This window comes from Cryobacterium sp. MP_3.1 (assembly GCF_035984795.1).
In the GTDB taxonomy this organism is placed as follows: Bacteria; Actinomycetota; Actinomycetes; order Actinomycetales; family Microbacteriaceae; genus Cryobacterium; species Cryobacterium zongtaii.
Genome location: NZ_JAXCHV010000006.1, coordinates 63,383 through 77,863, shown reverse-complemented (window position 1 = coordinate 77,863; position 14,481 = coordinate 63,383). Strand labels below are relative to the sequence as shown.

Sequence of the window (14,481 nt, the reverse complement as noted above, 5' to 3'; positions counted from 1 at the left end):
GGTCTAGTCGGTGCGGGGATCGTACCCGGCGGCGCGCAGGGTGTCGACGACGTGCTGGCGGTGTTCGGGGCCGCGGGTCTCGACGCTGATGTCCAGCTCCACCTCGCTGATCTGCAGGCCGGCGCCGTGGCGGGTGTGCAGGACCTCGATGACGTTGGCATGCGCCTCGGCGAGCAGCTCGGAGATCCGGGCGAGCTGGCCCGGACGGTCGGGCAGCATGATCCGCAGCTTGAGGTACCGGCCGGATGCCGCCAGGCCGTGGCTGATCACGCGCTGCATGAGCAACGGGTCGATGTTGCCGCCCGAGAGCACCGCAACGGTGCGGCCGGTGTTCGTGATCTTGCCGGCCAGGATGGCGGCGACCGAGACGGCGCCGGCCGGCTCGACGACGAGCTTGGCCCGCTCGAGGAGCACCAGGATCGCCCTGGCCATGTCGTCCTCGCTGACGGTGACGATCTCGTCGACGGCGTCGCGGATGATGGCGAAGTTCAGCAGTCCCGGCTTGGCCACGGCGATGCCGTCGGCCATGGTCGGGGTGATGTCGATGGCGAGGGCCTCCCCCGCGGCGATGGACGGCGGGTACGCCGCCGCGTTCTCCGACTGCACCCCGATGACCCGGATCCGACGGTTGTGCCGTGCCGAGTACTGCTTGAGCACACTGGCCATGCCTGAGGTCAGCCCGCCACCGCCGATCGGCACGATCACGGTCTCGAGGTCGGGCATCTGGTCGAGGACCTCGAGGCCGAGGGTGCCGGCGCCGGCCACGACATCCGGGTGGTCGAACGGGGGAATCAGGACCGCGCCGGTCTCGCGGGCGTACTCGGCGGCGGCCAGGAGCGGCTCCGTGACCGTGTGCCCGCGCAGGATCACCTGGGCCCCGTAGTCGCGGGTGGCCTGCAGCTTGGGCAGCGCCACGCCGACGGGCATGAAGATGGTCGCCTCGATGCCGAGTTCCCTGGCGGCGAAGGCCACCCCCTGGGCGTGGTTGCCGGCCGAGGCGGCGACGACGCCGCGGGCCTTCTCCTCGTCGGTGAGCTTGGACAGCCGGTGGTACGCGCCGCGGATCTTGTAGGATCCGGTGCGCTGCAGGTTCTCGCACTTGAGGAAGACCGGTGCACCGAGGATCGCCGAGAGGTAGCGGGAGCTTTCCATCGGCGTGACATCGGCCACCCGCGACACCACGGTGCGGGCGGTCTCGAAGTCTTCGAGGGTGGGGCCGGCCAAGGTCGTGTCGGCACGGGCTGCGCCGGCGAGAACTGCGGGGGTGTCTGTCATGGACGGGTCTCTCTTACTCTGCTCTCGGTGAGGGCGACGGTGCGCTGCGGCCGGAAGCCCGGCCGCTGCGGAATCGTCTGCCACAGAATGGAGCCGGGTGCAGCGCCGGCCGGCGGCACTCCCCCGCGCCAGGCACCGCTATGGATGTAGCTGATCATAACGTTCAGCACGGCAGCGACGGGAACCGCGAACAGGGCGCCCGGGATGCCGGCCAGCAGAGCACCGGCCGCCACGACCAGCACCACGCCGAGCGGATGCACCTTGACGGCGGTGCCCATGATCAGCGGCTGCAGCACATGGCCTTCGATCTGCTGCACGAGCAGCACCACCCCGAGCATCAGCAGGGCCACGAACCAGTCGTTGAAGATCAGCGCTATCAGCACGGCCACGGCGCCCGTGGCCACGGCGCCGACGATCGGGACGAACGAGCCCAGGAACACCAGCACGCCGATCGGGATGGCCATCGGCACGCCCAGGATCGCGGCTCCGGCGCCGATGCCGATCGCGTCGATCGTGGCGACCAGGATCTGCACCCTGGCGAAGTTGCCCAGGGTCGTCCAGCCGGCCGCGCCGGCCCCGGCGACGGCGGGTCGGGCCCGGCGGGGAAAGATCCTGACGATCCAATTCCAGATGCCCTTACCGTCGATGAGGATGAACAGCAGGCTGAACAGGGTGAGGAGCGCACCGGTGGCCAGGTGCCCCAGCGACGACCCCAGCGACAGGGCGCCGCTGATGAAGATCTGGCTGTCGGCCTGGAGGGCGTCGACTGCCTGGCTGAGATAGCCGTTGATCTCGGCGTTGCTCAGCTGCAACGGCGACGCCGCCAGGACCTCCTTGAGGTTCGCGTACGACGCCGCGAACCGGGCGCTCAGCCCCACCGAGCCGGCGGCGATCTGCGTGACGGCCAGCGTCACGAGACCGGCGATCACCGCGAGGGTGCCGACCAGAGCCGCCGCGACGGCGAGCCCCTTGGGCCAGTGATGCCGGGTGAGGAAGCCGACCAGCGGAACGAGCAGGGCGGACACCAGCACCGCCACGAGCAGCGGGATCACGATGAAACGCAGCTGCACGATCAGGTACAGCAGCACGGCGATCACGGCGGCGATCACGAGAAGACGCCACGCCCACGCGCCGGCCAGGCGGATGCCCGCCGGGATGTTCTCGTCCACGCCGTTGGTCTCCGGCTGCACCGGCGTCAGGACCGCCGTGATCGGCGCGGTCGAGGGGGTCGTTCGGTGTTTACGCCGGCGGCCGAACCAGCCGGGACTTCCCGTGGGTGTGCTCACCGAACCAGTCTAGGACGGCGTGGGAGCGCGGCGGCGAGGTCCTGCACGGCTTCCACCGGGACGGGTGCGCCGGCAAAGCGCACCAGCACGCTCTCGCCCACCTGATGGCGGTCGCGGACGTCGTGTTGCACCACGACGGTGCCGCCCTGCTCGAGCTGCACGCTGGTGCGGCGCAACGAGCCGAGGAAGCTGGAGACCAGCACGGTGCCGGCCAGGCTCATACCTGACGCAGCGTCCCCTGGCGTCCCGGCCGTGATCAGCGTCAGGTCCTCTGGACGCACGAAGACCCGCACCGGCCCATCCGCGTGGGACGGGTCCAGCAGCGGCAGGACCACCCCGTGCACCTCGGCGAAGCCGTGCCGCACCGCTCCGGGCAGCCGGTTGCTCAGCCCCACGAAATCCGCGATGAACGGCGTCGCCGGCCGGGTATAGAGCTCCTCCGGCGTGCCCACCTGCTCGATCCGGCCGTCCCGCATCACCGCGACCCTGTCGGCGACGGCGAGGGCCTCGTCCTGGTCGTGCGTCACAAAGAGGGTGGTGATGCCCAGCTCGGTCTGGATGCGCCGGATCTCATCGCGCAGCTGCACCCGCACCTTGGCGTCCAGCGCCGAGAGCGGTTCGTCGAGCAGCAGCACCCTGGGCCGGGTGACCAGCGCCCTGGCCAGGGCCACCCGCTGCTGCTGGCCGCCGGAGAGTTCGTGCGCGAACCGGCCGTAGTGGGCGTCCAGGCCGACCAGGGCCAGGGCCGCCACGGCCCGTTCGCGGCGCTCGGCGGCCGGCACCCGGCGCATCCGCAGCCCGAATTCGACGTTCTCGCCGGCGCTCAGGTGTGGGAACAGCGAGTAGGACTGGAACACCATGCCCATGTCGCGGCGGCTGGTCGGCAGCCCGGAGACGTCGTCGCCGTTGATCAGGATGCGTCCGTCGTCGCAGCTCTCCAAGCCAGCCAGCACCCGCAGCGCCGTGGTCTTGCCGCTGCCGCTGGGGCCGAGCAGTGCCACGAGTTCGCCGGGCTGCAGGGTGAGGTCGAACTCGGTCAGCGCCAGGTGGCCGCCGTAGCGCTTGGCCACGCCGGCGAACTCGACGATGGTCTTCTGCTGAACTGGGGGCGTTTGGATGTGACTCATGACTGGTCTCCGCCGGAGGTCGGGGTGGTCGGGGTGGGGGTGGTCGGGGTGCGGGCCGGCCGGCGACGTTCGGTGCCGAGCCGGCCGATGGCCAGCAACAGCAGGAACGCCGCGAACAGTGCAAGCAGCGAGAGGATCACGGCGCTGTACGGGTCGTTCTTGCTCACCACCACGAGCGCGGTCTGCAGGTTGACCCGGCTCAGTAGCGACGCGATGGTGAACTCGCCCAGCACCACGGCCACGGCGATGAACGCGCCGGCCAGGATCCCGCGGCGGAGGTTCGGCACGAGCACCCGCACCAGCACACTGGCCCAGCCGGCGCCGAGGGTGCGCGCCGCCTCGCTGAGCGTGCGCACGTCCACTCCGTCCAGGTTGGCCTGGATCGCCCGGTACGCGAACGGCAGCACGGTGATGCCGTACGCGAATGCCAGCGTCCAGACGCCGCTGCCCGCGAACCGGGCCAGCACGCTGAATACCGGGGCCAGGCCCACCACGAGGACGATCGCGGGGATGGAGATGGGCAGGATGCACACGATCTCCAGCGTGCGGCGCAACCGGGGGAACCGGATGTGCACGAGCAGCATCGTCGGCACCAGCAGCACCAGCACGATCACGACGGTGCCGACGGCCAGACCCACCGAGTTGCCGAGGGCGACAAGAACCGGGGCGTACTCGCCGGTCAGCCCGTTCTGGAACAGCTCGATCCAGCGCTGGAAGTCGTAGCCGCCGACCAGGCCGCGTCGCAGGGTGAACTCGATCATCGCGAGGATCGGCACCGCGAAGACCAGGCCGACCCCGCCGAGGATCAGCATCCGGGTGAGCCGGCCGGGCGCGTGCGCGACGCCGCGCACCGACCGGAGACCCGCGGTCATCGCTGCCACCTCGCGGCGCGGGACGCCAGCTTGGAGTAGCCGATCATCACGACGGTCATCACCAGGATCATCCCCAGCGCCAGCGCACCGGCCAGGTTCTCCCGGCCGAGCATGGTCTCGCTGGTCAGCGCCGACCGGATCTGCAGCGGCACGATCTGCGCGCCCTGGCTGGTGAGGGTGGCGGCGGTGGCGTACGAGGAGAACGCGTTGGCGAACAGGAGCAGCAGGCCGCCCAGGAACGACGGCGCCAGCACCGGCAGGCCGATGCGCAGCCAGTAGGTGCGCGGGCTGCCGCCGAGGGTGGCGTTGGCTTCCGCCCAGGTCGACTTGAGCGACGCGAGCGCCGGCATGAAGGTGATGATCATCAGGGGCACTTGAAAGTAGATGTACGGCAGCACCAGGCCGGGCAGTTCATAGAGCCAGACCCCGTCGGCGAAGATGTCGATGCCCAGGCGCTCCTGCAGCAGCAGGGTGACCATGCCCTGGATGCCGATGGTCGCGGTGAACGCGAAGGCGAGCATGGCGCCGCCGAACTGGGCGATGACGCTACTGAGGGAATCGACGGTGGAGCGCAACGCCCCGTCCGGGCGGGCGCCGAGCAGGGCGTAGCAGACCAGGGCGCCCACGACGGCGCCGATGATCGCGGTCAGCGCCGACAACCAGATCGAGCTGCCGAAGGCGGCCAGGACCACGGGGTCGCCGAGCGCGGCGACGGTGTCGAGGGTGAAGCCGCCGTCGTTGCCGATGAAGCCGGTGCCGACGGCGATCAGGGTCGGCAGGGCCAGGAAGAGCAGCACATAAACCGCGAACGGCAGCAGCCCGAAGGCTGCTGCCGGCACACGGAACCTACTGGACAGCCGCGGCCCACTTCTCGCCGAGCAGCGTTGCCGCGGCTTCGCTCTGCGCGGCGGTCGGGACCACTGTGGTGTCCGGCACGGCGGGCAGGGCGTCGAACAGGTCGGCGTCGATCGTGCCGGCCTCGGCCATGGCGTCGGCGCGCGCCGGGCGGGCGCCTCCTTCAAGCCAGAGGTTCTGCGCCTCGTCGCTGTAGAGGAATTCCTGCCAGAGGCGCGCGGCGGCCGGGTGCGGCGCATCCACGTTGATCGCCTGGTTGTAGTAGCCGGCGTAGCCGGTGCCGGGGAAGACCACGACCTCCCAGTTGCGCTCACCCTCCAGCTGGGCGCCGTAGCCGACGTTGAGGTAGTCCCAGTCGAAGACGACGGGGGTCTCTCCCGAGGCGATGGTGGCGGGGGTCGGGTCGATCTTCACGAAGTTGCCGGCGGCGTTGAGGTCACTGAAGAAGTCGATACCGGCCTGGAAGTCGTCGACCGAGCCGTCGTTCTGCACGGCGGCCATGCCGACGGCGGCGAAAGCCGCCCCTGCCTGGGTCGGGTCGCCGTTGATGGCGACCTTGCCCTTGTAGTCGGCGCCGAGCAGGTCGGCCAACGACTCGGGTGCGGGAACGGCGTCGGGGTCGTAGCCCACCGCCATGTATCCGCCGTAGTCACCCACGTACAGGCCGCTCTCTTCCTTCAGCGCGTCGGGGATATCGGACCAGGTGGCCACCTGGTACGGGGCGAACTGGTCGGTGTTGGCCAGGGCAACGGCCAGGCCCAGGTCGAAGACGTCGGGGGCGGTGTCCTGGCCGGCCAGGTTCTCGGCTGCCTGGATTTCCTCGGCGCTGGAGCCGTCAGGGGCGGCCTCGGTGATGGTGATCTCGGGGTACTTCTCGGCGAAGAGGTCCAGAACAGCGCCATAGTTGGCCCAGTCCCGCGGAAGGGCGATGACGTTCAGGGCGCCCTCCTCGATGGCGGCGGCCTCGAGGCCGGCCAGGTCGCCGAAGGCGGAGATGCTGGTGGCGGTGGCCGCGTCGACGGAACCGTCGGTGCCGGTCGCCTCGGCGGTGCCGCTCGCGCAGCCCGTGAGGGTGAGGGCGACGATGGCTGTCGCGGCGAGGGAAGCGGCCAGGGTGCGGGTGGTAAGCAAGGGTCCTCCGTATGAGAGAGCAGGGTGATGACCGGCTCTACCGGTCGCTGCGAGACTAGAAGCGGCGGGTTGCGCCGGCACACCGCAGGGTTGAACGCGGCGTGAACGTCGCATGTCGCCGGCCGCCGGTAGGGTCGAGGCGTGCTCCAGACGATCTCGCCCGCCCTCGCCCGCCGTGTCGCCCTCGCCGCGCAGGGCTTCGGCCGCCCGGCCGCGCCCACTCCAGGCATCCGCCAGCTCGGCGCCCTCGTGGAGCGGCTCGGGTTGCTGCAGATCGACTCGGTGAACGTCTTCGAACGCAGCCACTACATGCCGGCGTTCAGCCGTCTCGGCCCCTACGACAAGGCCCAGCTCGACAGGTTGAGCACCGGCGCCAAGCCGCGACTCACCGAGTACTGGGTGCACGAGGCATCGCTGATCCCGGTCGATGACTGGCCGCTGTTCCGCTGGCGGATGCAGGCATACAGGGACAAAGCGGCCGCCGACGACACCCACTGGTCGCAGGAGAACGCCCCCATGCTTGCCTGGCTGCGGGCCGAGCTGGCCGCCAACGGCCCCATGCGCGCCAGCGCGATCGAACACGACGCCAACAAGCGCAGCGGCCCCTGGTGGGGCTGGTCGGATGTGAAGATCGGCCTGGAGACACTGTTCCGCTGGGGCGACGTGGTCAGCGGCGGCCGCCAACGGTTCGAGAGGGTCTACGCGTTGCCCGAGCAGGTCTTCCCGACCGCGCTGCTCGACCGGGAGGTGCCTGCCGCCGACGCGCACCGTGCGCTCATCTCGCAAGCGGCCAGGGCCCACGGCATCGGCACTGTGAAAGACCTGGCCGACTACTTCCGGTTGCGCACCGAGCCCTCCCGCGCCGCGATCGCCGAACTCGAGGATGAGGGTGAGCTGATTCCGGTCGAGGTCCCCGGTTGGGGCCGGGGCGGGGCCGCCGGCGCCGCCTGGTTGCACCGGGACGCCCGGCTGCCCCGCCGGCTGGACGCCGCGGCGGTGCTCAGCCCGTTCGACCCCGTGGTCTGGGAACGGGCGCGGGCGCTACGACTGTTCGACTTCCACTACCGCATCGAGATCTACACCCCCCAGGAGAAACGGCAGTTCGGCTACTACGTGCTGCCGGTGCTGCTCGGCGACACCATCGTGGGCCGCGTCGACCTCAAGAACGACAGGCAGGCCGGAGTGCTGCGGGTGCAGGCCAGCTGGGCCGAGCCCACTGCGCCCGGCGACACCGCCGCACGCCTGGCCGAGGTGCTGCGGAGCACCGCGGCCTGGCAGGGTCTGTCCGACATCGAGGTGGTCCCCCGCGGCAACCTCGCGGCCGCTCTCGCCGCGGAGATCTAGCGCCTTAGAAGGTGCTGCCCATCGCGTGCAGCCGCTCGATGCGCTCGGTCAGCGGCGGGTGCGTGGCGAAGAGCTTGTCCATCACACCGGGCTTGAGCGGGTCGGCGATCCACAGGTGCGCCATCGAGGTGTTCTGCTTGCGCATCGGGCGGCCGTACTCGCCCAGCTTGGCCAGGGCGCTGGCCAGGGCATCCGGTTGACGGGTGGTCAGCGCGCCGGTGGCATCCGCCAGGTACTCGCGCTGCCGCGACACGGCCAGCTGCACAACCGAGGCGATCAGCGGGGCCACGATCAGGGCGACCAGGCCGAACACCAGCACGATCGGGTTGCCGTTGTTGTTGTTGCCGCGGCCGAAGAACGCCATCCGCAGGAAGATGTCGGAGATGAAACCGACGGCGACGACCAGGCCGAACACGATCATCGAGACGCGGATGTCGTAGTTGCGCACGTGCCCGATCTCGTGGGCCATGACGCCCTCCAGTTCGGCGTCGTCCATGATGTCAAGCAGACCGGTGGTGGCGGCCACGATGGCGTGTTTGGGGTCTCGGCCGGTGGCGAAGGCGTTGGGCGCCGGGTCGTTGATGATGTACACCTCGGGCATCGGCGTGCCCGTTGTGATCGACAGGTTTTCCACGATGCGCCAGAGTCGGGGGTGATCGGTGACGCTGTTCACCCGGATGCCCCCGCTCATGGCGATCGACTGCCGACCGGCCGCGAAGTACTGGATCAGCGCGTAACCGCCGGCGATCACCAGGGTGAGGATGAGCACGCCGGGACCCTGTACACCGTAGGCAAGACCGGCGAGCCAGCCGAGACCGGAGATGATCACCACGAACAGCACAATGATGAAGACGGTGTTGCGCTTGTTACGCGCGATCGCGCTGTACATGGGTCCTCTTCGGGGCTGCGGTTACAGGTGTGGCGGTTAGAACTGCACGCGGGGCGGTTCGGCGATGGCCGCGGAGTCGCTGACCTCGAAGAACTCGCGCTGGCTGAAGCCGAGGTTCTTCGCGAACAGGTGGTTCGGGAAGACCTGGATCTTGGTGTTCAGCTCGCGCACGCCACCGTTGTAGAACCGGCGTGAGGCCTGGATCTTGTCTTCGGTGTCGACCAGCTCGCCCTGCAGCTGCAGGTAGTTCTGGCTGGCCTGCAGCTGCGGGTACGCCTCGGCGACGGCGAAGATGCTCTTCAGGGCCGTCTGCATGTGGTTCTCGGCCGCGGCGGCGTCCACCGGGCCCTGCGCGGAGAGCGTCTCGGCGCGCGCCTTGGTCACGTTCTCGAAAACCGACTTCTCGTGAGCCGCGTAGCCCTTGACGGTTTCGATCAGATTCGGGATGAGGTCGGCACGGCGCTTGAGCTGCACAGTGATGTCGCTCCACGCTTCATCCACCCGCACCTTGAGGGTGATGAGCGAGTTGTAGGTCGCCCACAGGTAGATACCCGCGATCGCAACGAGTGCGACGACGATGAGGACCGGGATGAGCCATTCCATGGCAGCGTCTCCTTGCGATTTGACCTGGGCGATACGTGTTCGAGCCCCATCATAACGAAGCCCGCTGGGGCTCCCATGTGCTTCCCATCACACTCCAAGGAATCGTCCCGCCCCGGTCCGCGAACTGTGAGAAAAGCACCCATCCGGGCCGGTTTTCGGGGCTTATCTCGCACCTCGCGAACCTATCGAGCGCTGAGGACTTCCTGGAGCCAGCGGTAGGAGAGTTTGGGGGTGCGCTTGCGGGCGGGGTCGGTGAAGTCCACGTGGACCAGGCCGAAGCGTTGGGTGTAGCCGGCCGCCCATTCGAAGCCGTCCAGCAGCGACCAGACCAGGTAGCCGCGAAGGTCGACACCCTCGGCCGGTCCGCCGGGCGCGACGGCGTCCACGGCCGCCACGAGGTGCTCGGCCAGGTAGTCGATGCGGGCCAGGTCTGTCACCGCGCCACGGACATCCGCTGCGTCGGGATAGCTCGCGCCGCCCGCGGTGAGATAGACCGGAGGCAGGGCCTCGGCGTAGCGGTCCCGCAGTTCGGCCAGCAGCACCGGCAGGTACTCGGGGGCGTTGGGCCAGCCGAACCCGGTGACCGGATGTTCGCGGAACTCGGTCAGGTGGAACGGCAACCGGCTGCTGACCGGGCGTTCGTCGGCGGGACGGTCCTCGGGGGCGCGCACCGGTTTGGCCGCTCCGGCCGCCACCCGGCTGGGCTGGAAGTAGTCAACGCCGTAGAAGTCCAGCGGCTGGTGGATCGTGCGCAGGTCGTCGGGTTCGATCTCGTGCAGGTAGCGCAGCTCGTTCTCGAACACGCCGACGGGGTCCGGGTAGCGGCCGAGCAGCACCGGATCGGCGAAGAGCCGGTTGTGCAGCAGGTCGTAGAGGGCCGCGGCGTCGCGGTCGGCCTCCCGGTCGGTGGCGCTCTGCACCGGCGAGTGCCCATTGACGAGGCCGATCCCGCCGCGCACGTCGGCGGCGCGCAGCCCCTGCACGGCGAGGCCGTGACCGAGCAGCTGGTGGTGTCCGGCCGGTAACGCGTCGAACAAGAGCGCCTGGCCCGGGGCGTGCACGCCGATCAGGTAGCCGTTGAACATCACCGTCGCCGGGTCGGCGATGGTGACCCACCGGTCGATGCGGTCGCCGAAGACCGCACCCATCTCGTGGGCGTAATCGCCGAATCTCATCGCGGTGTCACGGTTCAGCCAGCCGCCACGGAGCGCAGCGGGGGTGTCCCAGTGCGACAGGGCTGCCATCGGGCTGATGCCGTTGCCGAGCAGCTGATCGAGCAGCCTGTCGTAGAACGCCAGACCCGACCGGTTCAGCGTCCCACGACCGTCGGGTTGCAGGCGCGGCCAGGCGAAGGAGAACCGATAGCTGTCTGCGCCCAACTCCCGAAGCAGGGTGACATCCTCGGTCAGCTTGCCGATGTGGTCGGCGGCGACCGACGCGTTCTGGCCGTCCAGGATGCGGCCGGGCTCGCGGGTGAAGGCATCCCAATGGGATTCGCCGCGGCCGCCGTCACGCGCGCCACCCTCGATCTGGAAGGCCGAGGTGGCCGTGCCGATCTGGAAACCGGTGGGGAGCCGATCGCCCAGTTCGGCGGCCCGGTGCTGCCAGGCGCGGGACGCCGGGGTGTTGCTGTTCATGGCCCAAGAACTCTTTCCAGGTAACGGTTGGCGAATCGACGCTCCGGGTCGAGCCGGTCCCGCACGGCGAGGAAGTCGTCGAAGCGCGGGTAGACCTGGCGAAGCGTGTCCGCGTCCAGGTTGTGCATCTTCCCCCAGTGTGGGCGACCGTCGTGCGCGCGCATAATCGCCTCGACGTCGGCGAAGTACTTCTGCGGGTTCTCGCGGAAGTACCTGTGCACGGCGATATAGCCGGTGTCGCGGCCGTAGCCGGTGGAGAGCCAGACATCGTCGGCCGCGCTCGAGCGGACCTCGAGGGGGAAGGAGATGCGCCAGCCGCGCTTCTGGATCAGGGCCCGCACCTCGCGGAGTGCGTCCGGCACCGCCTGGAGCGGCAGCGCATACTCCATCTCGTGGAATCGCACGGTGCGGTTGGTGACGTAGACCCGGTGCGAGTGGTCGGTGACGTCGCGGCGGCCGGTGAGCCGTTCGACGAGGCGGTTGACCCTGGGCACCAGCGGCGGCAGGACCACTCCCGCCGCGCAGGTGGCGCGGAACACCGCGTTGCCGAGCAGTTCGTCGTCGACCCAGCGGTTCAGCCGGCCCAGCGGGTCCCGGCCGGTACGCGGTGGCAGCCGGGTGTTGGTCTTGGTGAGTGCGGTCTCGGTGTGCGGGAACCAGTAGAACTCGAAGTGGTCGGCCGAGGTGGTGCGCTCGAGGTAGCCGTCCAGAACGGCCTCGAACGGCTCCGGTGCGTCGACGGCGTGCAACAGATACGCCGGCACGCACTGGATGGTGAGGTCCACGAGGATGCCCAGGGCGCCGAGTCCCAGTCGCACCGCGGGTAGCAGCTCGGGATTCTCGGTCTCGGTGACGCGCAGCACCGAACCGTCGCCGGTGATCAGCGTCACGGCGACGATCTGGGCGGCGAGGCCGGCAAAGGCGCCGCCGGTGCCGTGCGTGCCGGTCGAGGTGGCTCCGGCGATGGTCTGCCTGTCGATGTCGCCCATATTCTCCAGGGCGAGCCCGTAGGGGGCCAGCAGCGCGGGCAGCTGGTGCAGGCGGGTGCCGGCGGCTATGGTCACCCTGGCCGTGGCCTCGTCGACGTCGATCAGCCCGCCCCAGGCCAGGTCGAGTTGCACGCCGGGCGAAACGGCGATGCCCGAGAAACTGTGTCCGGAACCGACGGCCTTGATCCTGACACCCGATTTCACAGCGACGAGCACGGCGCGTTGCGTGGCGGCCGCGCTGGCCGGCCGCTCCACCCTGACCGGGACAACGGACTCGCTGCGCGCCCAGTTCTGCCAGCGGGCGCCGCTGGCCGTCACAGGAAGGCCTTGCCTTCGCCTCGGTAGGTCGGCAGCATGTCGACCACGATACCGTCCTCGACCAGCGCGAATTCGTTGAGGTGCTCGCTGAGTTCGCCGGACTTGGTGTGCCGCAGCCAGACCCGCTCGCCGACCCGCAGGGTGGCGGCGGCGGACCCGGTGACCGGTGACTGCACCTCCCCCGCCATCTCGCGCGGCACCAGGCTCAGACCCTCCGGCCAGACCAGACGCGGCGAGCGATCCGCCCCCGGCGGACCCGAGGCGATCCAGCCGCCGCCGAGCAAGGCCGCCGTCTGCGCGGTGGGCTTCCGCACTACCGACAGGGCGAAGGCGGCGGCAGGTGCCGGCCGGAAGCCCGAGTAGCTGTCGAACAGGTGACCGCCGAAAAAACCGCTCCCGGCCGCGATGTCGGTCACCGAGGTGTCGGCGTGGGTGCTCTCCAGCGAGCCGGTGCCGCCGCCGTTCACGAATTCCAGGTCGGCGACCTGCCGCACCGCGGCGACCGCCGCGGCGCGCCGGGCCGTGATGTCGACGATCGACCGGTTGCGCACCCACCGGTTCAGCCCGCCCTGAACGGGGTGGCCAGGGGGCCTGTCGCCGAGACCGGCGATCTGCGCCTCATACGCCATCAGCCCGACCAGCTCGAAGCCGGGCCTGGAGACAATGGCCAGGGCCAGGGCCCTGGCGTCCTCCGGCGTGTGCACGGGCGAGCGCCACACCCCCAAGTGGCCGAGCACCGGCGCGTTCCAGGACGCGTCCAGTTCGAGGCAGACCCGGATGCGTTCACGCTGCGACGGCGCGAGCACGGCGTCGACGACGTCGAGGTGGTCGATCGAGTCCACCATCAGGGTCACCCGGGCCGCCAGATCGGCCGAACGGGCCAGCGTATGAAGCGCCGCCCTGTCGACGCTGGGGTAGCCGACCACGATGTCGTCGTGGGTCTGGGCGAGCCAGAGGGCCTCGGCCAGGGTGAAGGCGAGAATGCCGCGGTAGCCGGGCAGGGCCAGCACGGCGTCGAGCACGCCGCGTACCCGCAGCGATTTGCTGGCCACCCGGATCGGGGTGCCCTGGGCGCGGTCGAGCATGTCGTGGGTGTTGTGCCGCAGGGCTCCGAGGTGCAGCGCCCCCACGGGGGTGTCCAGGCCCCGGGTGGCCTCGGTCAGGTCCGGCCAGTACTGCTGCGGGTTGAGCCAGGGCGTGGCAGCCGGACCGATCGGCAGCGGCGAGAGGTCGAGGCTCATGCGGGCCGGCCCAGCGCGGCGACGGCGTCCGCGGCGAAATCGAGCAGGGTGGCGGTGGCGGTGTCGTTCCGATCCACCAGCCAGGCGATGGTGAGGCCGTCGGTGAGGGAGACGAGCAGACGGGCCACCTCGCCGACCGGATGCAGCCAGACCGAGCCGCTCCGCCGGGCCGCGGTGTCCAGCGCCTCGGCCGCGAGGGCGTGGTAGCGCTCGTACTGGGCCATGGCGAGGTGGTGCAGCTCCGGGGATCTGAGGGCGTACTGGGTGAGTTCGAGCATGGCCTTCTCTCTCAGGGGGTCGCGGCTCATGTGATCGGCGTAGCGTTGTAGTCCGTCGCGCAGGATCTGCCGCAGCGACTGGCTGCCGTCCTGGCCCGGTGATTCCGTGCCGGACGGCTCAGGCAGCACGGCGGTGGCTTCCTCAGCCACGACGTGCCTGATGAGTTCGACCATCAGCTCGTCGCGGCTCTGAAAGGCGTAGTGGAAGCTCGCCAGGGACATCCCCGCCTCGGCGACGATGGCCCGAGTGGTGGCCTGGGCCACGCCCCGGTCGGCGACGACCCGCAACGCGGCACGTACCAGGGCGCTGCGCCGGTCCGCGGCGGGGATGCGTGTCACCTGGTCACCTCGTCCTGCGTCGTTAACGTCGAATAGTGGGGCAGTTGACCCAGTGCACATTATGGCGCAGGATCTCCCGGGTCGGGCGCGCCACATTGACATTCCTGGCCATGGCCCATGGAATGGTCTGAGGGAGTCCATTGCAGAGGTCACGCCGTTTCAGCGCGCACGGGTCGAACACACGAACCGGTCGGGGTCTTCGGCGACCCACGGGCACGCGGCTGGCCTCGTTCGGGATCCTGCTCGCTGCTCTCGTCGGCACCGTGTTGATCGGCCCGCTCGCCGGAGCGGTCCCCC

13 protein-coding genes are annotated in these 14,481 nt (G+C 69.9%); 1 reads left to right on the top strand and 12 read right to left on the bottom strand.

Annotated elements, in window-relative coordinates; translation table 11 throughout:
- Nucleotides 1-3: 3 nt before the first annotated feature.
- The 6 genes from ilvA to RCH12_RS05785 are packed head-to-tail and all read right to left on the bottom strand — an operon-like array spanning nt 4 to nt 6,546.
- The gene (gene ilvA, locus RCH12_RS05810; protein ID WP_103429754.1) at nt 4-1,275 is read right to left on the bottom strand and encodes a threonine ammonia-lyase; all 1,272 of its coding nucleotides are present in this window, start codon (nt 1,273-1,275) and stop codon (nt 4-6) included.
- Nucleotides 1,272-2,561 (bottom strand): AI-2E family transporter, encoded by a 1,290-nt coding sequence (locus RCH12_RS05805; RefSeq protein WP_243398991.1) that lies wholly within the window; start codon nt 2,559-2,561, stop codon nt 1,272-1,274. Before RCH12_RS05805 ends, ilvA begins: the two co-directional genes overlap by 4 nt.
- Nucleotides 2,558-3,688, bottom strand: coding sequence for an ABC transporter ATP-binding protein (locus tag RCH12_RS05800; protein ID WP_327016302.1), 1,131 nt, complete (start codon nt 3,686-3,688; stop codon nt 2,558-2,560). Before RCH12_RS05800 ends, RCH12_RS05805 begins: the two co-directional genes overlap by 4 nt.
- Nucleotides 3,685-4,560 (bottom strand): ABC transporter permease, encoded by an 876-nt coding sequence (locus RCH12_RS05795; protein ID WP_327016301.1) that lies wholly within the window; start codon nt 4,558-4,560, stop codon nt 3,685-3,687. The genes RCH12_RS05800 and RCH12_RS05795 overlap by 4 nt, the downstream gene beginning before the upstream one ends.
- Entirely contained in the window at nt 4,557-5,399 is an 843-nt protein-coding gene (locus RCH12_RS05790; protein WP_327016300.1) for an ABC transporter permease, read from the bottom strand. Before RCH12_RS05790 ends, RCH12_RS05795 begins: the two co-directional genes overlap by 4 nt.
- Before the next feature lie 7 nt (nt 5,400-5,406).
- Nucleotides 5,407-6,546, bottom strand: a complete 1,140-nt coding sequence (locus RCH12_RS05785; protein ID WP_243398992.1) for an ABC transporter substrate-binding protein — start codon at nt 6,544-6,546, stop codon at nt 5,407-5,409.
- Between the two features lie 141 nt (nt 6,547-6,687).
- On the opposite strand from RCH12_RS05785, the gene RCH12_RS05780 reads away from it, so the two are divergent.
- Complete coding sequence (locus tag RCH12_RS05780) at nt 6,688-7,890, top strand: winged helix-turn-helix domain-containing protein (protein ID WP_327016299.1); 1,203 nt, start codon at nt 6,688-6,690, stop codon at nt 7,888-7,890.
- 4 nt (nt 7,891-7,894) lie between these two features.
- On the opposite strand, the gene RCH12_RS05775 is transcribed toward RCH12_RS05780, so the two are convergent.
- The 6 genes from RCH12_RS05775 to RCH12_RS05750 form a co-directional block, all read right to left on the bottom strand.
- Nucleotides 7,895-8,779 carry a M48 family metalloprotease gene (locus RCH12_RS05775; protein WP_327016298.1) on the bottom strand — a complete coding sequence of 295 codons (885 nt, stop codon included), beginning with the start codon at nt 8,777-8,779 and terminating at the stop codon, nt 7,895-7,897.
- A 36-nt stretch (nt 8,780-8,815) separates the two neighbouring features.
- Nucleotides 8,816-9,382, bottom strand: coding sequence for a LemA family protein (locus RCH12_RS05770; RefSeq protein ID WP_103429759.1), 567 nt, complete (start codon nt 9,380-9,382; stop codon nt 8,816-8,818).
- A gap of 182 nt (nt 9,383-9,564) precedes the next feature.
- A complete protein-coding gene (locus tag RCH12_RS05765) occupies nt 9,565-11,019 on the bottom strand; it encodes a glycoside hydrolase family 1 protein (protein ID WP_327016297.1) in 1,455 nt (484 codons plus the stop codon).
- On the bottom strand, nt 11,016-12,326 hold the full coding sequence (locus tag RCH12_RS05760; protein ID WP_327016296.1) for a D-arabinono-1,4-lactone oxidase: 1,311 nt from the start codon (nt 12,324-12,326) through the stop codon (nt 11,016-11,018). Before RCH12_RS05760 ends, RCH12_RS05765 begins: the two co-directional genes overlap by 4 nt.
- Nucleotides 12,323-13,567, bottom strand: coding sequence for an alanine racemase (locus tag RCH12_RS05755; protein ID WP_103429762.1), 1,245 nt, complete (start codon nt 13,565-13,567; stop codon nt 12,323-12,325). Before RCH12_RS05755 ends, RCH12_RS05760 begins: the two co-directional genes overlap by 4 nt.
- The gene (locus RCH12_RS05750; protein WP_165788967.1) at nt 13,564-14,184 is read right to left on the bottom strand and encodes a TetR/AcrR family transcriptional regulator; all 621 of its coding nucleotides are present in this window, start codon (nt 14,182-14,184) and stop codon (nt 13,564-13,566) included. The genes RCH12_RS05755 and RCH12_RS05750 overlap by 4 nt, the downstream gene beginning before the upstream one ends.
- Between the last annotated feature and the right edge of the window lie 297 nt (nt 14,185-14,481).